This is a genomic window from Serratia sp. NPDC087055, from assembly GCF_044900985.1.
In the GTDB taxonomy this organism is placed as follows: domain Bacteria; phylum Pseudomonadota; class Gammaproteobacteria; order Enterobacterales; family Enterobacteriaceae; genus Serratia.
This window is the reverse complement of the sequence record NZ_JBJDOG010000007.1, coordinates 84,730-104,744: the sequence shown is the minus strand read 5'-3', so window position 1 is coordinate 104,744 and position 20,015 is coordinate 84,730. Positions and strand designations below refer to the sequence as shown.

The 20,015-nt window shown below is 54.7% G+C and carries 18 protein-coding genes; 7 read left to right on the top strand and 11 right to left on the bottom strand.

Translation table 11 applies throughout. The annotated features are described in order from the left end of the window. Positions 1 to 46 precede the first annotated feature (46 nt). Both ACI2J2_RS22425 and ACI2J2_RS22420 read right to left on the bottom strand, forming a co-directional pair. Positions 47 to 697, bottom strand: a complete 651-nt coding sequence (locus tag ACI2J2_RS22425; protein WP_265556499.1) for a DsbA family protein — start codon at positions 695 to 697, stop codon at positions 47 to 49. Positions 698 to 809: 112 nt separating this feature from the next. Continuing rightward, a complete protein-coding gene (locus ACI2J2_RS22420; protein WP_404760877.1) occupies positions 810 to 1,694 on the bottom strand; it encodes an MBL fold metallo-hydrolase in 885 nt (294 codons plus the stop codon). Between the two features lie 108 nt (positions 1,695 to 1,802). Between ACI2J2_RS22420 and ACI2J2_RS22415 the strand changes: the two genes are divergently transcribed. Both ACI2J2_RS22415 and ACI2J2_RS22410 read left to right on the top strand, forming a co-directional pair. Continuing rightward, positions 1,803 to 2,711, top strand: a complete 909-nt coding sequence (locus ACI2J2_RS22415; protein ID WP_209639743.1) for a LysR family transcriptional regulator — start codon at positions 1,803 to 1,805, stop codon at positions 2,709 to 2,711. A gap of 314 nt (positions 2,712 to 3,025) precedes the next feature. Beyond that, positions 3,026 to 4,180, top strand: coding sequence for an MFS transporter (locus ACI2J2_RS22410; protein WP_209639745.1), 1,155 nt, complete (start codon positions 3,026 to 3,028; stop codon positions 4,178 to 4,180). On the opposite strand, the gene ACI2J2_RS22405 is transcribed toward ACI2J2_RS22410, so the two are convergent. After that, positions 4,170 to 5,093, bottom strand: a complete 924-nt coding sequence (locus ACI2J2_RS22405) for a LysR family transcriptional regulator (protein ID WP_209639748.1) — start codon at positions 5,091 to 5,093, stop codon at positions 4,170 to 4,172. The two genes, ACI2J2_RS22410 and ACI2J2_RS22405, sit on opposite strands and share 11 nt — an antisense overlap. A 189-nt stretch (positions 5,094 to 5,282) precedes the next feature. Here ACI2J2_RS22405 and lysA point away from each other — a divergent pair, with 189 nt between their 5' ends. Continuing rightward, positions 5,283 to 6,545: a diaminopimelate decarboxylase gene (gene lysA, locus ACI2J2_RS22400; RefSeq protein WP_209639751.1), complete on the top strand. Its 1,263-nt coding sequence runs from the start codon at positions 5,283 to 5,285 to the stop codon at positions 6,543 to 6,545. Between the two features lie 30 nt (positions 6,546 to 6,575). Here lysA and ACI2J2_RS22395 read toward each other — a convergent pair whose 3' ends face one another. The 3 genes from ACI2J2_RS22395 to ACI2J2_RS22385 form a co-directional block, all read right to left on the bottom strand. After that, positions 6,576 to 6,878: a helix-turn-helix domain-containing protein gene (locus ACI2J2_RS22395; protein WP_404760876.1), complete on the bottom strand. Its 303-nt coding sequence runs from the start codon at positions 6,876 to 6,878 to the stop codon at positions 6,576 to 6,578. A gap of 5 nt (positions 6,879 to 6,883) precedes the next feature. After that, a complete protein-coding gene (locus ACI2J2_RS22390) occupies positions 6,884 to 7,228 on the bottom strand; it encodes a type II toxin-antitoxin system RelE/ParE family toxin (protein ID WP_209639757.1) in 345 nt (114 codons plus the stop codon). A gap of 139 nt (positions 7,229 to 7,367) precedes the next feature. After that, positions 7,368 to 8,378 (bottom strand): LacI family DNA-binding transcriptional regulator, encoded by a 1,011-nt coding sequence (locus ACI2J2_RS22385; RefSeq protein ID WP_404760875.1) that lies wholly within the window; start codon positions 8,376 to 8,378, stop codon positions 7,368 to 7,370. A 152-nt stretch (positions 8,379 to 8,530) separates the two neighbouring features. Here ACI2J2_RS22385 and ACI2J2_RS22380 point away from each other — a divergent pair, with 152 nt between their 5' ends. After that, positions 8,531 to 8,986 (top strand): GNAT family N-acetyltransferase, encoded by a 456-nt coding sequence (locus tag ACI2J2_RS22380; protein WP_209639763.1) that lies wholly within the window; start codon positions 8,531 to 8,533, stop codon positions 8,984 to 8,986. Here the strand turns inward: ACI2J2_RS22380 and galR are convergent. Beyond that, entirely contained in the window at positions 8,983 to 10,002 is a 1,020-nt protein-coding gene (gene galR, locus ACI2J2_RS22375; RefSeq protein WP_265556487.1) for an HTH-type transcriptional regulator GalR, read from the bottom strand. The two genes, ACI2J2_RS22380 and galR, sit on opposite strands and share 4 nt — an antisense overlap. 219 nt (positions 10,003 to 10,221) lie before the next feature. Here galR and ACI2J2_RS22370 point away from each other — a divergent pair, with 219 nt between their 5' ends. From ACI2J2_RS22370 to lplT, 3 genes are all read left to right on the top strand, one after another. Further along, positions 10,222 to 12,480, top strand: coding sequence for a molybdopterin guanine dinucleotide-containing S/N-oxide reductase (locus tag ACI2J2_RS22370; protein WP_404760874.1), 2,259 nt, complete (start codon positions 10,222 to 10,224; stop codon positions 12,478 to 12,480). Positions 12,481 to 13,112: 632 nt separating this feature from the next. Beyond that, on the top strand, positions 13,113 to 15,266 hold the full coding sequence (gene aas / locus ACI2J2_RS22365) for a bifunctional acyl-ACP--phospholipid O-acyltransferase/long-chain-fatty-acid--ACP ligase (RefSeq protein ID WP_209639771.1): 2,154 nt from the start codon (positions 13,113 to 13,115) through the stop codon (positions 15,264 to 15,266). Next, positions 15,266 to 16,462 (top strand): lysophospholipid transporter LplT, encoded by a 1,197-nt coding sequence (gene lplT / locus ACI2J2_RS22360; RefSeq protein WP_209639774.1) that lies wholly within the window; start codon positions 15,266 to 15,268, stop codon positions 16,460 to 16,462. The genes aas and lplT overlap by 1 nt, the downstream gene beginning before the upstream one ends. A gap of 37 nt (positions 16,463 to 16,499) precedes the next feature. On the opposite strand, the gene ACI2J2_RS22355 is transcribed toward lplT, so the two are convergent. From ACI2J2_RS22355 to mutH, 4 genes are all read right to left on the bottom strand, one after another. Beyond that, entirely contained in the window at positions 16,500 to 17,540 is a 1,041-nt protein-coding gene (locus ACI2J2_RS22355; protein WP_130381893.1) for an NADP(H)-dependent aldo-keto reductase, read from the bottom strand. Between the two features lie 336 nt (positions 17,541 to 17,876). Further along, positions 17,877 to 18,095, bottom strand: a complete 219-nt coding sequence (locus tag ACI2J2_RS22350; protein WP_135317776.1) for a YgdI/YgdR family lipoprotein — start codon at positions 18,093 to 18,095, stop codon at positions 17,877 to 17,879. A gap of 174 nt (positions 18,096 to 18,269) precedes the next feature. After that, positions 18,270 to 18,986, bottom strand: a complete 717-nt coding sequence (locus tag ACI2J2_RS22345; RefSeq protein WP_209639780.1) for a TerC family protein — start codon at positions 18,984 to 18,986, stop codon at positions 18,270 to 18,272. 94 nt (positions 18,987 to 19,080) lie between these two features. Next, positions 19,081 to 19,767 carry a DNA mismatch repair endonuclease MutH gene (mutH, locus tag ACI2J2_RS22340; RefSeq protein WP_404760873.1) on the bottom strand — a complete coding sequence of 229 codons (687 nt, stop codon included), beginning with the start codon at positions 19,765 to 19,767 and terminating at the stop codon, positions 19,081 to 19,083. Between the last annotated feature and the right edge of the window lie 248 nt (positions 19,768 to 20,015).

Here is a 20,015-nt window from a genome sequence, read left to right as displayed (position 1 = left end):
GAGCCCCGGGCATTCAATCGCATGAACGCCCGGGGCTGTGGCCGCTTTAAGCCCAGGTGGTGGCACCACTGAGCAACTCTTTCCAGGCCTCGACATTGCCCAGATAGTTACCCACAGGGAGTTGGCGCAAACGACCTTCGCTGTCTTCCAACGCAAAGGTCGGGAACCCTTGACCGTGAATTTTGGCCAAAAGCGCCCGGCTTTGCGCAATGTGCTGGGCGGTCGGCGCACCGGCGTTAAAACGCATTTCGGCGATGAACGGCGCAGAGGCTAAGCCTAACTCCTTCGCCAAGGCTTCCAACACCGGCGTGTCGGCGATACGTCGGCCTTCCTTATAATGCGCCTCTTGAATGCGATGCAGCATATCCAGCCCACGCCCTGCCAGCGCTTGGGCCGCCAGTATTGCAGTAATTGGCGGCTCAGAGTCCATGACTGCGGTGGTGTCACGCAGTAGCCCGTTGAAATAGGCCTCACCGAAAGGTTGCCCGGTTAACTCCGCAATACGTTTATCGTGCGGAATGACATAGTTGCGCCATTCGTCCGTGATCTGACGGCGATTGTTGCCGGTCATCATGCCGCCAGCGTGCAGGGCGATGGTCAGCCCTGGAATAGTTTTGGCCGCTTTTACCAGTGGGGCAGCGCCATAGCACCAGCCACACAGCGGATCGAAAATGTAATGCAGAGTCGTGCCGGTCATCTTTATTCCTCGTTATACCTCTTGTCTTCCAGGCGGCAGCATTGCCACCTGGAAGAGGTCAGGTACCTATCTGTGCAATCAATAACGCCTTAGCCTGCTTTTTGTTGCACGCTTATTGAGGCCACTTCATTTCGCCTTTCAGCACCTTGGCGCTCAGTTCCAGACTCGATTCGTCTTTCAGGTTCGGGTAATGCTTTTTCATCGCCGCAATCAGTTCTGCAGAGTTTTTGGTCTTCGGCAGCTCAGCTTCCAGCGTGGTCAGGTAATTCTGGGTAAAGGTGACTGACTTAAGCGTCTGATCGGCACCCGGCAGGAAGTGACCAGGAACAACGACGTTTGGCTTCAATGCTTTGATGCCTTCCAGCGTTTGTTGCCAGTGTGCACGTGATTCAACCGTTTGGTTATCGGCGACCCACGGGTGGATATTGTCACCGGCAACGGGAACACCGCCCACGACAGCCTTCAGCGCGGGGATCCACACATAGGTGCGCTCTGGTGTTGGGCCCGTCAGGCCTTTCACTTCCACTTTCTGGCCGTCAACGGTGAAACTGTCACCCTGCAACGCCTGAGGTACAACGACCGCTTTTGGTGCGTTATCTTTCAGGATCGGGCCCCAGTACGCGACTTTGCCGTCTTTGGTTGCGTTGATTTCTTTGATCGTGCCGGGTGACGCGATGATTTTTGCCTGTGGGAAAGCGGCCTTAATGACGTCCAGACCGAAGTAGAAATCAGGATCTGAATGGCTGATATAGACGGTGGTCAGTTTTTTACCGGTCGCTTTGATCTTTTTCACCAGTTCTTCCGCGTCGTTGCGCTGGAACTGGGCATCGATCAAGGCCACTTCGTGTTTGCCGCTGATGATTTCAGATGACACAGGGAACACGCTTTTCTCGCCTGGATTGTACACTTCCATGGTCAGGGTATTGGCCGCAGTGGCGTAGGCACTGAAGGTCGTGATGCCGGCGAAGGCCAGAGTCAATAATGATTTGTTAAACATGGTTAGAGATCCTTGAGTCGCGATTAATGTTGTACAGATGTTAGGTTGCATAAAGCGATAGAAAAACCGGATAATAAGCAATTATTCATTGCGTAAATCGGACGAATCATGGATCGCATTACCGCAGCTGAGGTTTTTATCACCATTGTTGACCGTGGCAGCATGATTGCCGCCGCAGAAACGTTGGAAATGTCGCGAGCGATGGTGACCCGTTATCTCGCCCAGATGGAGCAATGGGCCGGCGCACGTTTACTGCACCGTACTACCCGTAAGCTTAGTCTGACTGACGCCGGAGAGCGCACATTGGAGCGTTGCCGACAGATGCTGGCACTGGCAGGTGAGATTGATCTGGTTGAAAGTGAACAGAGCGACGAACTGCGTGGCTTGCTGCGCATCACCTGTTCGCAGTCCTTGGGTCAGACGGTGCTGGTGGGGGCGGTTGCGCAATACCTCAAGCGCCACCCGCAGGTTGCGGTGGATCTGCAAATGAATAATCGCACGGTGAATTTGGTGGAAGAGCGCATTGATTTGGCATTGCGTATCACGAATGAACTGGATCCCAATTTAATCGCTCGGCCATTGTCATCCTGTGCATCCGTAGTCTGTGCGTCTCCGGCTTATCTGGCGGCGCAGGGTACGCCACGTCACCCACAAGATCTGGCATTGCACAACTGTCTGACGTATTCCTACTTCGGTAAAAGCCTGTGGCATTTTGATCACCAAGGGGTGAAATCGGCGGTCGCGGTGAGCGGTAATCTCAGTGCCAATGAATCCGTGGTGTTGATGGCGGGGACCGTACAGGGGGCCGGTATTTCCATGCAGCCTTATTATTCGGCAGCGCCGTTGTTGGCCAGTGGCGAGCTGATTGAGCTGATGCCGGATTACCAGCCCCAATCTATGGGGATTTACGGTATTTACACCTCACGCCGGCAGATGCCAGCCACTTTGCGCACCATGTTGGATTTTCTGGTGGAGTGGTTTGCTAATGATGCCGACTGGCGGGCGACGCTGCGCTGATATCGTTAACAACACGGTAACATTTATACACATTTTTCATCATCAGCGCATTCAAGCGGTTAGACGGCTGAGGGGATCTTTTTGTGCCCTGTCACGGCCCGGTCACTGGTTCTCATACTGACCATCATGTTATTCCTGTCGTGTGAGAAGGGTGAATAAGACTTAATAATTATAGGGTTAAGCAGATTCCCTGGCTCTTTGAACACCATTTCTGATTCTTCACGGGCAACCTGTCAGGCTGCCCGGCGATTTTTTGTGTTTTTATCTGCCTCGTGCGACTGCCGCCGGGGCTTTGTTGATTGGGAGCGTTACACATGCCTGTTTCTCTGCTCGCACTGGCATTAAGTGCATTTGCCATCGGCACGACCGAGTTCGTTATTATGGGGTTGCTGCCTGAAGTTGCCAGGGATCTGCAGGTCTCTATTCCTTCCGCCGGTTGGTTGATCAGCGGTTATGCGCTGGGTGTGGCTATCGGCGCGCCGATCATGGCGCTGCTGACCGCCAGGCTGCCGCGTAAAAAGACCTTGTTGCTGCTGATGGTGATTTTTATCTTTGGCAACATTATGTGCGCCCTGGGTTACAGCTACGATTTCCTGATGCTGGCGCGCATTATCACTGCACTGTGCCACGGTGCGTTTTTCGGTATTGGTGCGGTTGTGGCGGCTAACCTGGTGGCACCTAATCGTCGTGCCTCTGCGGTCGCGCTGATGTTCACCGGCCTGACGCTGGCTAACGTGTTGGGTGTGCCACTCGGCACCGCATTGGGGCAGGCATTGGGGTGGCGCTCGACGTTCTGGGCGGTGGCCGTGATCGGCGTATTATCCTTGATGGCGCTGTACAGCAAGTTGCCAACGGTGAAGGATGAAACACCGACCGATCTGAAAAAAGAGTTGGCGGCGCTGCGCGGCGGCGGTATCTGGCTTTCGCTACTGATGACGGTGGCTTTTGCCGCATCGATGTTCGCGCTGTTTACTTATATCGCCCCCTTGTTGACTGAAGTGACCGGCGTTTCGTCGCACGGCGTGAGTTGGACGCTGCTGCTGATGGGCGTGGGCCTGACGCTGGGCAATATCCTTGGCGGCCGTCTGGCTGACTGGCGTTTGCCGCTGACGTTGACCTGCACTTTCCTGGTGATTGCCTGCTTCGCTGCGCTATTTAGCTGGACCAGCCATGCGATGGTGCAGGCAGAAATCACGCTGTTCCTGTGGGCGGCGGCGGCATTTGCTGCGGTACCCGCACTGCAAATCAACGTGGTGACTTACGGTAAGAAAGCCCCCAATCTGGTGTCCACGCTGAACATTGCCGCGTTTAATGTCGGCAATGCTATTGGTGCCTGGGTAGGTGGAGTCGTGATCGCACAAGGACTGGGATTGACCAGCGTACCTCTGGCCGCTGCGGGGATCGCATTGCTGGGGTTGGTTCTGTGCCTGATCACCTTCAGCCGTGCCAAGCGCCCGGCTAGCGCGTAATTACCGCGGCCAAGCGGGCGGGGAGCGTCTCCGCCTGCTGTTGCAAATGCTCGGTAAAGGCGGTGACCAGTGCCGAGGCCGGACGATGCAACGGCCGGATCAAACTGACGGTGAAGGGGACGTCAACGCTGAATGGGCGGATGTGAACGCCGCTGTGGGCGTAGTCAAGCGCCGTTAACGGGTTGACGATCGACACCCCGACCCCGGCTTTAACCATTGCGCAGACTGATGCGGCGCTGTGGGTTTCCATCACCAGACGGCGGTTCACCCCTTCCTCACTGAACAGCGAGTCCAGCAGTTGGCGGTAACTGTCGGTGTTTGACAGGCTGACGAAGTGTTGATCAGCAAAGTCCTGCGGTGTCAGCACCGTTTTTGCCAGCAGTGGGTGCCCTGCCGGTAGCACGCACACTTCGTTCAACGTCATCAGCGTCATGCGCTCGGTGCCTGCCGGTGTCAGGGTATTTTCCGTCAGGCCCAAATCGTGGCGCTGTGCCGACAACCATTCTTCCAGCAACGGTGACTCCTGCGGGATGACGCTGAAGCTCACTTCTGGATAGCGATCAATAAAGGGTTTGCACACGGCAGGTAACAACGACTGCGAGAACACAGGCAGGCAAGCGATCGAAAGCTGTGCTTGCTGAAACTGGCGGATGCCCGCGGCGGCGTTAACGATGCGATCCAGGCCATAATAAGAGCGTTGAACCTCCTCCAACAGCCTCAAGCCTTGAACCGTTGGGGACAAACGGCCCCGCACCCGCTCGAATAATTGCAATTGAATCAGTTTCTCAAAGCGTGCCAGCTCACGGCTGACGGTGGGCTGAGAGGTTTGCAGCAGTGCAGCGGCCTCGGTCAGATTGCCGGTCGTCATCACCGCATAGAAGATTTCAATCTGGCGCAGGGTTATCGCGTGCATCGACAGGGTCCTTAACGAGCAAAGCCATATCATAAATGAATAGACTCTGGCTAAATAGATATTTTCCACCCGAGAAAGAGTGCGGCAATATTAAGGTCATTAACCAGCCCTAGGGATTTCCAATCGCAGTTAACAGCGCCGCGATGTGAAATACGACGGCCAGACCACTTTCGAACCGGGGACATCACCATGCCACGCGCTTTGCACGACACTTCGACGGCTCTTAATGCCGCTAACCTGCTGGCTTTGCCGCAGCGTTTTGGTTGCCCTGTATGGGCTTATGATGCTGCTATCATCAGTGAGCGCATTAGCCAACTGCGTCATTTTGATGTGATCCGCTTCGCCCAGAAGGCGTGTTCGAATATCCATATTTTGCGCCTGATGCGTGAGCAGGGCGTTAAAGTGGATTCAGTGTCGCTCGGTGAGATCGAACGTGCATTGCAAGCAGGGTTTCAGCCGGGCGGCGAGCCAAGTGAAATCGTGTTTACTGCCGACGTGCTGGACCATGCAACGCTGGCACGCGTCAGTGAGCTGAAAATCCCGGTCAATGTCGGGTCGATCGACATGTTGGAGCAACTGGGTCAGGTGTCTGCAGAGCATCCCGTGTGGCTGCGTATCAACCCAGGCTTTGGGCATGGCCACAGTCAGAAAACCAATACCGGCGGCGAGAACAGCAAGCACGGCATTTGGTATGCCGATTTGCCGCAGGCAGTAGAAAAAATTCAACAATATGGCCTGAAGCTGATCGGCGTGCATATGCATATCGGCTCGGGTGTTGATTACCAACACCTGGAGCGCGTGTGTGACGCCATGGTGCAGCAGGTCATTGACCTCGGTCAGGATATCAGCGCCATCTCAGCCGGCGGCGGCCTGTCTATCCCGTATCAATACGGTGAAGAGGCGATTGATACCGAACACTATTTTGGCCTGTGGAACCGCGCCCGTGAGCGTATTGCCGCCCATTTGGGCCACCCGATAAGCCTGGAGATTGAACCTGGCCGTTTCCTGATGGCGGAAGCCGGGGTGCTGGTCGCTGAGGTGCGCGCGGTGAAAGATATGGGTAGCCGCCACTTTGTGCTGGTGGATGCCGGTTTTAACGATTTGATGCGTCCGGCGATGTACGGCAGCTACCACCATATTTCTTTGTTACCGGCCGATGGCCGCGATACTGCCAACCAGCCATTGCGCGATACCGTGATCGCCGGGCCGCTGTGCGAATCGGGTGATGTCTTTACCCAGCAGGCCGGTGGCGGTATTGAAACCCGCGAACTGCCGCCAGTGCAGGTTGGCGATTATCTGGTATTCCATGATACCGGGGCGTATGGCGCCTCAATGTCATCGAACTACAACAGCCGTCCGCTGCTGCCGGAGGTGCTGTTTGAGAACGGTGAACCGCGCTTGATCCGTCGTCGACAGACGATTGAAGAGTTGATAGCGCTGGAATTGCTCTGATTGTTTTGGGCGCAGCCTGCTGCGCCCGTTTCACAGCGTCATGCGTCGATGTTGGCCGTTGGGGAGTTGGACGTCCAGCGCCAGCGTGCCTCCCATTGCTTCAATGTAGCGCTTCAGCGAAGAGAGTTTGATTTCGCTGCCGCGTTTCTCCAGATTGGCAACCGAAGGCTGGCTGATACCCAGCCGCTTGGCCAGTTCTGCCTGGGACACGGCCAGTTCTTCTCGCAGCATTGCCAGCCGTAATTCAAAAATCTCGTTGTCCGCTTTTTGTCGTGCCGCTTCAACGACGTTTGGGTCGAGTTTATCGATCAGATTTGATAATGGCTTGGCCATATACGTTACCTCAGGGTTGCCAGATAATATGAAAATTCTCTCACGGCGATGGGCAACATTTGCTGATAGAAGCGTTTATTGCCGGTTTCATCGCCACCACATAGCAGGACGGCCTGCCGTTGTGGGTCGAAGGCGAAGAAAACCCGAAATGGGCGCCCACGGTGCTGAATACGCAGTTCTTTCAAATGCTGTATTTTGCCATGGTGATGCAGCGTGTCGGCATGCGGACGTGCCAGCAAAGGGCCAAACTCCTGCAGTTTAAAAATGCCCACTAAGAGGCTTTCTTGTTCATCCCCGTTTAATGATAAAAACCAGCTGTCGAATCGTTCGACGGTCACAACCTGCCACATGTCACGCTCCGAATATAGCTTCAGAGCTATATAGTGTAAAGGCTATCGTGGTGACAATATGCTGCCAAGTTGCAGGTAAGGGAAATTGCAGTGGAAGAAATGCGGCGCGGTGCGCAACCGACGACAACGCCAGTGGGAATCAATCAGCGTATGGCCCTGGAATCACTGATTCACGTAGCCGTAATTCACCGGTAAAAGGCGGGAGCGGCTGGATGTCTTCTCGGTTGATCAAGCGGAAAGCCTGGCTGATGGCGGCTTCGATCATGACATCGATCGGCAGATAAACCGTGGAGAGCGCGGGTTGTAAATAGGCGGCGCTGGGTTCGTCGTCAAAGCCGAACAGTGAGACATCCTGTGGCAGGCGTTTGCCGGCATCGTGCAGCGCCTTCATCGCGCCCACCGCCATATCGTCGTTGCAGGCGAACAGTGCGCTGAAATTGCTATTTTCGTCCAGTAAACGCTGTACTCCCTGATAACCACTTTGTACGCTGCTGTCGCCATAGGCCACTCGGGAGGCATCGAAGGCAATCTGATGGTGCTCAAGCGCCTGTTGGTAACCTGCCAGCCGCGCCTGAGCGGTAGGCGTCTTGATGGGGCCGGTAATGCAGGCGATCTCGCGGTGCCCTTGTTGAATCAGATAATCAACCGCATGGAAGGCAGCCTTTTGTTGTTCGAAGAACACGCAGCGTGCTCGCGCTTGCGGCAAATCGCGGTTGATCACCATAATCGGTACCGGCAGGCTGTCCAGCAAATCCATCAGTGCAGATTCGGACATGAAGCGAGTATAGAGAATAATGGCATCACAGCGCCGATCGGCCAACAGCTGCACTGCCTGGAGCTCATCTTCCGGTGTGTCGTGGCCGTCGGTGACAATCAAGTGCTTGCCGCTGGCTTCAATCAGCTTAGCTGCACGGCGGAGCAGTCGCCCGAAGTAGGGGCCGTCGAAATTGGACACGACCAACCCGATGCTGTTGGAGCTTTTGTTCGCCAACGATTGGGCAAGGAAATTCGGGCGGTAACCCAATTCGTCCATCGCTTTGAACACGGCTTCTCGGGTACTCTTTTTCACCTGGCCGGTGCCATTTAACACGCGTGAAACTGTGGCTTTAGATACCCCCGCGCGAATGGAAACATCCAACATGGTGATCATCAGTGGCTTACCCCTTTCAACATCCGCTGGTGGCAAATAATGCTCAGTCTAGCATAGGGTTAGCTGTTGGCTGTGCGGCTTTTTATCGTGGTGGCGGTGTCGCGGGCAAACGCGTGTAGATGAGAATCAAGCAATGAAAAAAGGGCGGTAGAATGACAAGTATTGTGTTGTTGGCTGACTTTCCTCAGTACCGTGAGCAGGTGATTGACTGGCAATGGCGGGCGTTCGGCAGCGAGAGCAGCCGGGCATTTTTCGCCAGTGTGGTAGACAGCGGCCTGCGTGGGGCGGATTTGCCCGTCACCTTTATCGCTCTGCTGGGGGATAAACTGGTTGGCACTGTCGGCTTATGGCGCTGTGATCTGATTAGCCGCCAAGATTTGACGCCTTGGCTGGCGGCGTTGTACATCGACGAAAGCCAGCGTGGCACTGGCCTGGGCCTGCAGTTGCAGCAGCATGTGCAGGATTACAGCCGGCAGCTTGGTTTCAGCGAGCTGTATCTTTACGCTGACTTCAGCGGTTATTACGAACGCCATGGCTGGCACTATATCGGTGACGCGCTGGATTATCCTGACCGCCCGGTGCGGCTGTATCACCGGGCGTTAGGCTAGTTCTGCTCGTACACGTTATTGATGCTGGACACCGAATGGCGGCGCACCAGCGTCGGGCTAAACATGTTGGTAATTTCGGGCCGCGGCAGGTTATTGGCCAGCGCCAGTGCCAATTCAGCCGCCTGGGTCGCCATGGCCACGACAGGATAGCGAATGGTTGTCAGGCGTGGTCGCAGGTAGCGTGAAATCAGCACGTCATCAAAGCCAATCAACGACATCTGTCCCGGCACGTCGACGCTGTTATCGCTGAGTACCGATAACGCGCCCGCAGCCATAGAATCGTTGTAGCAGGTCACTGCGGTAAAGTTTTTTCCCCGGCCAAGCAACTCGGTCATGGCGTGCTCACCCCCAATTTCGTCGGGTTCGCCGTAGGCAATCAGCTTTTCATCCACCGGGATGCCATGTTCCTGCAATGCATCGAGATAGCCTTGCAGACGGTCTGCTGCGTCAGAAATCTGGTGGGTGGAACAAATAATGGCAATACGCTGATGCCCTTGCTGGATCAAATGGCGGGTTGCCAGCCAGGCACCGTAACGGTCGTCAAGTGCGACGCAGCGAGATTCAAAACCTGGGAGCGTACGGTTAATCAGCACCATGCCAGGGATTTGCTGCATCCAGCCGCTTAATTCACGATCGGTCAGTTTTTTGGCATGCACCACCAGCGCAGCACAGCGATGGCGCACCAGTTGTTCGATCGCCTGACGTTCTTTTTCCGCATCGTGGTACCCGTTGCCGATCAGCAGAAAATTGTGGGTCGCGTAGGACACCTGTTCCACCGCTTTGACCATGGCGCCAAAGAAAGGATCGGACACGTCAGAGACAATCAATCCGAGCGTTTCGGTCGATTGCTGCGCCAGCGCGCGGGCGTTAGCGTTGGGGTGATATTGCAATTGTTCCATCGCGGCTTGCACGGCGGTGCGTGAGCCTTCGCTGGCTTTTGGGGAGTTATTTATTACACGGGATACCGTGGCCACGGAAACACCCGCCAGCCTGGCAACATCCTTTATGGTAGCCATATCTGTCATACATCCTGGGTAATCGCTTACATTCCTCAGTTTTGCGGAAAAAGTCCGGTGCTGCAAGCGCTGGCGATCGCAACTTGTGGTGGCTGTTGCAGATATGTGCGATTTATCGTGCGCTTAGACTTACCGGACGCATTAATAGCGCAATTTGTGCTTTGGTTCCGGGCACTGGCTGATGTTACTTTTGTGCATCTTTTCTTGTTCGAGAACCGCATGTCGATTAAACGTTATCCGCAACTCGCGCATTGGGGGGCTTATACCGCCGTGGTTGAAGACGGCAGGCTTATCCGTTGTGAGCCTTTTGCCGATGATCCGGATCCTTCTCCATTGCTCGACTCCATTGCGCCAATGGCCTATTCCGATAAGCGTATCCGCAAGCCGGCGGTGCGTCGTTCCTGGCTGCAAAAACGTGAAGGCAGTGACCGCACGCTGCGTGGTCGTGAGGATTTTGTTGAGGTTGACTGGGAGCTTGCACTTGATCTGGTGGCGGAAGAAAACCGGCGCGTGCGCGATCGTTACGGTCCTTCAGGCCTGTTTACCGGTTCCTACGGCTGGTCGTCCGCCGGCCGTTTGCATCATGCGCGTTCGTTAGTGCGGCGTTTTTACTTCAGTGGCGGTGGCGGCGTTGATCAGTTGGGTAACTACAGCTGGGGGGCAGCGCAGTTTTTCCTGCCGTATGTGATCGGCACCTTCACCCCATTGACCGGACGTGTCACCAGTTGGCCCAGTGTGATCGCGCACTGTGAGCTGTTTGTGGCCTTCGGTGGGCTGGCGTTGAAGAATGCCCAAGTGTCTTCTGGCGGGGCTGCTGAACATTCACTCAAGCCCTGGTTGCAAAAACTGGTTCAGAAAGGCACCCCGGTTATCAACATCAGCCCGATGCGCGATGACTGCCCGGCATTTGTTAATGCCGAATGGATCCCGATCCGTCCGAACACCGACGTGGCGTTGATGTTAGCGTTAGCGTACGAAATTCAACGCCAAGGGGCGCAGGACGAAGCCTTCCTTTATAGCCATTGTACCGGTTACGACCAACTGGCGAATTATCTGCGTGGCGTGGATGACGGCGTGGCGAAAACGCCTGAATGGGCCAGCGCAATTACCGGCATTCCGGCGGCGCGCATTGCGTTGTTGGCGCAGCAACTGATTGGTGTACGCAGTTTTCTCACCTGTTCCTATTCAGTTCAGCGCGCCCACCGCGGCGAACAGCCCTACTGGATGATGATAGCGCTGTCGGCGATGCTTGGTCAGGTTGGGCTACCCGGCGGCGGTTTCTCGTTTGGCCATGGTTCGATGAATGGCGTTGGCAATCCGCGCGTGGACACGCCAGGGCCAATGATGTCGGTGGGGGAGAACCCATGCGGGTTGGCTATTCCCGTGGCGCGTATCTGCGACATGTTGCTGCACCCCGGCGAACCCTATCAGTTCCGCGGTGAAACCTTGCACTATCCGGATATCCATCTGGTGCATTGGGCCGGTGGCAACCCGTTCCATCACCATCAGCAGTTAAATCGACTGGTGGAGGGCTGGCAGAAGCCGGATACGGTGATTGTGCAGGATATCTGGTGGACGCCGGCGGCAAAGATGGCAGATATCGTTCTGCCAGTCACGACCTCGCTGGAACGTAACGACATTGGCGGTTCATCACGCGATCGCTACGTGTTGGCGATGCATCAGGCCATTGCACCACAGCATCAAGCGCGCAACGATTTTGATATTTTTGCCGACTTGGCGGAGCGATTGGGTTATCGCGAGCAATTTACCGAAAACCGTAATGAACGGGCCTGGATCGAATCTATTTACCAACAGTGTGGGCAGGCGCAGGCGGGCACAGGGGTGGAATGGCCCGAATTTGACGATTTCTGGCGTAAAGGCTACGTCGAGTTGCCGGCACCGGCGAAGGAATTTGTGTTCTTTGACGACTTTCGTGCCAATCCAAAGGCTAACCCGCTGCAAACGCCGAGTGGCAAAATTGAGCTGTTCAGCGAGAAAATCGCCCGTTATCGCTATCCTGATTTTGCACCCCATCCGCAGTGGCAGCCGCCGGTTGAGTGGCTGGGGGCTCCACAGGCAAAAACGTGGCCGCTGCACCTGATTTCTATTCAGCCGAGCGACCGTTTGCATAGCCAGATGGATCCTGCACCACTGGCGCAAGGCAATAAAACCGCGGGTCGTGAGACTCTGTATATGCACCCTGAGGATGCAGAAAAACGGGGTATTGCCAATGGCGCCGAAGTGCAGGTTAGCAATGCGCGTGGTCACTGCCTGGCGGGCGTTGCTATTACCGATGGGGTCACACGTGGTGTGGTACTGATGGCGACCGGTGCCTGGTTTGATCCGGGGGTGGGTGACCAACAGTTACCGGTAGAGCAGTCCGGCAACCCCAATGTATTAACGCTGGATATCGGCACCTCGCCGCTAACCCAGGGGCCGAACGCCATGAGCTGTCTGGTAGAGGTGAGCACCCGATAAATAGCTGGTTACACTTTGCGCCCTAATGTTGCGATAGCCTGCTGGCTGGTATTTGGCAGCACGGGGTAAGTTTAACGTCCCAGAGGTATTGATTGGTGAGTTTCAACAACGTGTTTGTTGACCCATATTAATTTGCACCAACCTACGCAGATGCGTAGGTTTTTTTCCTGAAGCCCAGCTAACCCGCCTGCACAAAATCACATTTTGTATTTATCTTGCCCAGGATTGTTTAGCTTTCATTGAGTTATTTCCGCCAAGCGTGGGAAATTTACAGCTGGTTGCATTTAGAGCAAAACTCTTGCGATTGATCGGTAGTTTCTTAATCCACTCCTCTCTAGAGTAGGTGATCCCAGAGGTATTGATTGGTGAGAAATCAACATACTCTGTATGTTGAAGCCATTTTCAATTGCACCAACCTACGCGGATGCGTAGGTTTTTTTTTGCCTGCCATCTGCCATATAGTATTCTTTTCCCAACAACCATTTATCCCCTTTACCTTTCAAGGCGCTGGTGTGTTGGCTGCGCCCCAATGACTTACTTCTGTAAGCGCTTGGGGGCCCGTATGCTTGCGGCCATCCCGCTCCTTGAGATCTATTGGGGATACACTCATTTTGGGCCAAAGGGAGAAGGGCATGATCTTTTCTATGCTGCGGGTGTTGTTCCGCCTGTTGTACCGGGTACGTGTCGAAGGTGACGCCCGGCATTTTGATCAGCCAAAGCTGCTGATTACACCCAATCATATCTCCTTCCTTGATGGCATTTTGTTGGCGCTGTTCTTACCGATCAAACCGGTGTTTGCCGTTTATGCCAGCATTGGCGATCGTTGGTTTATGCGTTGGCTGCGGCCCTATATCGATTTTGTCTCACTCGACCCAACAAAACCGATGGCCATCAAGCAGCTGGTGCGCAGGGTGGAACAGGGACGACCGATTGTGGTTTTTCCTGAAGGGCGGATTACCGTTACCGGATCCTTGATGAAGGTTTACGATGGCGCTGCATTTATTGCCGCCAAATCGGGGGCGACCCTGGTGCCCATTCGGCTCGATGGTGCTGAATTCAGCCCCTTTGGCCGTATGGCTGGGGTGTTCAAGATCCGCTGGTTTCCACAGATCAGCATCCGGATCTTACCCCCAACGTCACTGCCGATGCCGATTGCCCCCCGTGCCCGCGATCGCCGTGCGCTTGCCGGGGACCGTTTGCATCAGATCATGATGCAGGCACGTATGGATACCCGCGAACCACAGACCTTGTTTCAAGCCCTGCTGGCAGCACAGCACCGTTACGGCAGCCGTAAGCCGTGCATCGAGGATATTAACTTTAAGGAAGACAGCTACCAGACGTTGATCAAAAAGGCTCTGGGTGTCAGCCGTATCCTGCAACGCTTTACTGCCGAGGGTGAGCATGTCGGCATGCTATTGCCGAATGCCACTATCACTGTCGCAGTGATTTTTGGCGCTTCGCTGCGTAACCGTATTCCGGCGATGCTCAATTACACCGCCGGATCCAATGGCCTGAAAAGCGCCATGACCGCCGCCAATATCAAAACCATTGTCACTTCGCGCCAGTTTCTGGAGAAGGGCAAATTGACGCATTTACCGCAGCAGGTACCTGAAGCTAACTGGGTCTATCTGGAGGATTTGAAAGATACCGTTACTTTGACGGACAAATTGTGGATCCTTCGCCATTTGTTGCAACCTGTGCGGGCAATGCTGCCACAGCAGCCGGACGATGCTGCGTTGATCCTGTTTACCTCGGGCTCGGAAGGCAATCCAAAAGGCGTGGTGCATTCTCACGCCAGTTTATTGGCCAATGTTGAGCAGATCCGTACCATTGCTGATTTCACGCCACGTGATCGCTTTATGTCATCGCTACCCTTGTTCCACTCATTTGGCCTGACGGTCGGGTTGTTGACGCCGCTGATGACCGGTAGCCGTATTTTCCTCTATCCCAGTCCGCTCCATTACCGCGTGGTACCGGAGCTGGTGTATGACCGCAACTGCACCGTGTTGTTTGGTACTGCCACCTTCCTTAATAACTATGCACGCTTTGCCCATCCGTATGATTTTGCCCGTTTACGCTATGTCGTGGCTGGCGCGGAAAAGCTGGCAGACAGCACCAAACAAATTTATCAGGACAAATACGGCATTCGCATCCTCGAAGGCTATGGCGTAACAGAATGTGCACCTGTGGTGTCGATCAACGTACCGCTGGCGGCTAAGGTCGGTACGGTGGGGCGCATTATGCCGAAGATGGAGGCGCGGCTGATCGCGGTACCAGGCATTGATAACGGCGGGCGTCTGCAGTTGAAAGGGCCGAATATCATGAAGGGCTATTTGCGGGTGGAGCGTCCGGGCGAGTTGGAACCACCGGCGGCAGAGGATGCACAGGGTAACCTGCAACCGGGCTGGTATGATACCGGCGATATCGTCACATTAGACGAACAGGGATACTGTGTGATCCGTGGTCGAGTGAAGCGCTTTGCCAAACTGGCGGGTGAAATGGTTTCGCTAGAGAGTGTTGAGCTGTTGGCACAACGTGCAGCGCCAGAAGGGCAGCACGCTGCTACGGTGAAAAGCGATAGCAGCAAGGGCGAAGCGCTGGTGCTGTTTACCACGGCAGCAGGCATGAGCCGTGAAGCGTTGCTACGGGTCGCTCGTGAGTTGGGCAGCCCCGAGCTGACAGTGCCGCGTGATATTCGCATTTTGAAAACCTTGCCGGTGCTTGGCAGCGGTAAGCCGGACTTTGTGACCCTGCGTAACATGGCTGAACAGCCGGAGACAGTCTGATGAGCTCGACGTTGAATACTGATTCACCTCTGCTTTCACGCAGTATGATCGCCGTGATCTGTGCGCAGTTCCTGTCCGCTTTTGGCGATAATGCGTTGCTGTTCGCCACGCTGGCGCTGATCAAACAACAACTCTACCCGGACTGGAGTCAGCCGATTTTGCAAATGGCTTTTGTCGCGACCTACATCGTTCTGGCTCCCTTTGTCGGTCAGGTCGCCGACAGTTTCGCCAAGGGGCGAGTGATGATGGTGGCCAATGGATTGAAGCTTGCTGGCGCACTGGTCATCTGTTTTGGGCTCAATCCGTTCCTTGGTTATAGCCTGGTGGGTGTCGGCGCCGCAGCCTATTCGCCGGCAAAATACGGCATTCTGGGGGAGATCACCGGCGGTGAAAAGTTGGTCAAGGCCAACGGCCTGATGGAGGCTTCCACTATTGCTGCGATCCTGATTGGCTCTGTGGCCGGTGGTATATTGGCCGATTGGCATATCGTGGCGGCGCTGGCGGTGTGTGCATTGGTCTATGCGGCTGCGGTGATCGCCAACCTGTATATTCCGCGCTTGCCGGCGGCGCATCCGGCGGTTTCCTGGACGCCGCGTGCCATGACTCGCGCTTTCTTCAACGCTTGCGTGGTGCTGTGGCGCGATGGTCAGACACGTTTTTCATTGATTGGTACCAGCCTGTTCTGGGGCGCAGGGGTCACACTGCGTTTTCTGCTGGTGCTGTGGGTACCCGTGGCGCTCGGTATCACGGATAACGCCACGCCAACGCTACTCAATGCGATGGTGGCGGTTGGGATTGTGGTGGGGGCCGGTGCCGCCGCGCGCTTTGTCACATTGGAGACGGTGAAACGCTGCATGCCTGCCGGGATTTTGATCGGTGTCGCTGTGGCGGTATTTGCACTGCAAACGACCCTGTTTAACGCCTATGTGGTGTTGTTGATTATCGGCGTGTTGGGCGGCTTCTTTGTGGTACCGCTGAATGCCTTATTACAGGAACGGGGCAAAAACTCGGTGGGGGCAGGCAATGCGATCGCGGTGCAAAACCTGGGAGAGAACACCGCAATGTTGCTGATGCTCGGGCTGTATTCTCTGGCGGTGAAAGTCAGCGTGCCGGTGGTTGGCGTAGGAATTGGTTTTGGCGTGGTGTTTGCGCTGGCGATAAGCGCACTGTGGTTGTCGCAGCGGCGGGCAAAATAACAGATGGGGCGCGGTTCATTTACGCGCCCCACATGATTTATGGTGCAGGAATAGTAAAGCGGGTATGGATTTCTTCCAGCCCTTGAAGAACGTCTTCATTCAACACCACGTCGAAACTGTCGATGTTGGTTTTCAGTTGCTCTAACGTGGTGGCGCCCAGCAGGGTACTGGCAACGAAAGGTTGCTGACGTACAAAGGCCAGCGCCATTTGTGACGGATCCAGCCCGTGTTTTTTGGCTAATGCGACATATTCTGCAATGGCCAGCTGCGTTTGCGGCGCAGAGTAGCGGTTAAAGCGGCTAAATAGCGTATTACGCGCTCCGGCAGGCTTGGCACCGTTCAGGTATTTGCCACTGAGCGTACCGAACGCCAGGCTGGAATAGGCCAGCAGTTCGACGCCCTCATGCTGGCTGATCTCGGCCAGGGCTATTTCAAAACTGCGGTTCAGCAGGCTGTAGGGGTTCTGAATAGAGACGATGCGCGGTAACTCGTGCTTTTCAGCCAATTGCAGATAACGCATCACGCCCCATGGCGTTTCATTAGACACCCCGATATAGCGGATTTTACCGGCACGTACCTGTTCGGTCAGGGCTTCCAGCGTTTCCAGCAGGGTGACGGTGGCTTTATCGTCGGTGTATTGATAATTGAGCTTGCCGAAGAAATTGGTCGCTCGCTGCGGCCAGTGCAGCTGGTAGAGATCGAGATAATCGGTGTTTAGTCGCTTCAGGCTGGCATCCAGTGCTGCGCGGATATTTTTGCGGTCTAATGCCTGCTGCGGGCGGATGCTGCTATCGGTGCCACGCACCGGCCCGGCGATCTTGCTGGCCAGCACGATCTTCTCACGATTGCCGCGTGCCTTGATCCAACTGCCGATGTATTGCTCAGTCAACCCCTGGGTTTCTGGACGGGGCGGTACCGGATACATCTCTGCGGTGTCGATCAGGTTGACGCCAGCGGCTAATGCATAGTCGAGTTGCGCGTGGGCATCGGCTTCACTGTTCTGTTCGCCAAAGGTCATGGTGCCCAGTCCCAGCACGCTCACTTCTAAAGAACTGTGGGGAATACGGTGGTATTGCATTAACGGCCTTCCTTTCATGTTAGCGCTACGGGCTGTACCGCCCGGTGAAACAGGAGCCAAAGGGCAGGCTGCGGCAAACAGCCTGCAAGGCGGTATATCGCCTTTCTCGACTATAACCAAGCGGAGAAGATGGGGGAAGAGGATTCAGTGCGAGAGGCGGCTATCGTGTATCACAGAGGCGGTCTTTCAAGCTGCGGCGATCAAATAGGTTCCCGGCAGATTTGTCACTGACTTCAGCGACTGTAGGGACGAATAACCTCGTCCCTACAATATTTGGGTACAAACGAGCTGGGGGCCTGGCTGCAACGTGAAAGCTATAGGGTATAGTCAGGGTGTTTAACGCTCGATAACCTGTGAAACCTGATCACCGTTGATTTGGCGACTGTTACCTTTTTCATCTTTATAGCTGATCAGGCCGGTATCTTTGTCGATTTCCGGTTTGCCCTGGGTCAGGATCATATTGCCGTCTTTAGTCGCCATAACGTAATCGCTGGAACATCCCGCCAACCCGGCGGCGATAACCAGTGCCGAAACTGCCATTACCCACTTTTTCATCCTGCCGATCCTCGTTTATGTATGCAGAAAAGAAGTCTCTTCTTAGATTAGCAAACTCTAGATGCGCCGTGTTTCGGATAAGTCCTTATCTCTGTAAGAGAAAGTAGGGCCGAGTAGCGTTGGGAACGGCGGACAATATTGCGGGAGCGGCTTTTGCACACTCCCGCAGAGGCATTACTCAGAGACCTGCTTTTTCTTGCTGCGCATCAAGTTGAGCGCTTCAACCGACATTGAGAAGAACATCGCAAAGTAAATGTAGCCTTTTGGTACATGTACCTGGAAGCTTTCCAACATCAGCGTGAAGCCGACCAGGATCAGGAATGCCAGCGCCAGCATTTTCACCGAAGGGTGGCGGTTAACAAACTCGCCAATCGGGCGGGCGGCAAACATCATGACGCCAACGGCAATGACCACAGCGGCCATCATGATAAACAGGTGGTCAGACAGACCTACTGCGGTGATCACCGAGTCCAGGCTGAAAATGATATCCAGCAGCATAATTTGTACGATGGCGCCAAAGAAACTGTGCACTTTCGTGTTGTGTTCTTCCTCTGAGCCTTCGATGGTTTCATGAATCTCTTTGCTGGCTTTCCAAATCAGGAACAACCCGCCCAGAAGCAGGATCAGATCGCGTGCGGAAATGCTGTGTTCCATCACGGTAAACAGCGGGTGGGTCAGACGGATCACCCAGGCGATAGAGGCCAACAGCCCCAGGCGCATTAACATTGCACCCGCCAACCCGAGACGGCGCGCTTTATTCTGTTGCGCTTTCGGCAGTTTGGACACCACCAGGGAAAGGAAAATAATGTTATCAATACCCAGAACGATCTCAAGAATGGTCAGCGTACCTAACGCTAACCAGGCATTGGGATCCACAATCCACTCGAACATTGCCCAGCACACCTTAATAAAAAGCCAAGGCTGAATTATACCCGTTTATTGATACGGCGACACCGTTAGCTAAACGTGACCTAAACAAACGCGATCAGATGAGAAAATGTCTTGCCAATAGCGCGCCGGTAAAACTTTTCTTCAGATAAAAGCCGCGCGGCAAGGTGAGGATCGGCTGCCCCTGTTCACCGATGGCTTCCGTTAGCGCTTTACTGTTGGCGGCCTTGGGCCGAAGTTGCAGTACTTCACCGTGTCGAGCCGTGATCTGTTCGACGTGGCCGAGCACGATCAAATCCATCAATTCTTCCCAGTCGCGGCGCAGCATTTCTTCTTCAATCGCGTTAGGGCTCCATAACAACGGAGAACCGATGCGACGTTGCGCCAGCGGGATTTGCCGTTCACCTTCAACCGGGATCCACAATACACGCGCCAGTTTATAGCGCACGTGGCTGCTGGCCCAGGTTACACCGCTATTGCCGGTTAAGGGGGCAACGCAGACGAAGGTGGTTTCCAGTGGTTTACCGGCGGCGTCTATCGGAATCGTTTTTAACTCTATACCCAATTCGGGGAAATCCTGCTCCGGTTTGCTGCCTGCCATGGCGCCAAGATATTGTTCCAACAGCATGCCAACCCAGCCTTTATCGCGCTTCAGGTCCTTAGGGATAGCCAACTGTGCGCGTTCGGCCAGTTCACCCAGGCTGCAACCGGCAAGCTGTTGCGCCCGTTCAAACAGCTGTTGCTCGTTTTTGGGAGGAGCGGGCAGAGGAGATAAAAACGCCATAATACAAGCCTGTTAGATTTGGTTGAAAAACGTACTGCATTTGTACACAGATAACTTTTGCCGGAAGTGGCTGGGGAAAAGAATAATAGTAGCATGATTTTTCATGACTTTTTTTCTGACACATGGCGGGGAGAAAATTCCTGACGACGCTTGTGCACCAGAAGCCACCGACAATAAACAGGATCTTACACCTATTTATCCACAGATTTATGGGATAACCCAAATTTTTACCGATCACTGGTTCGATT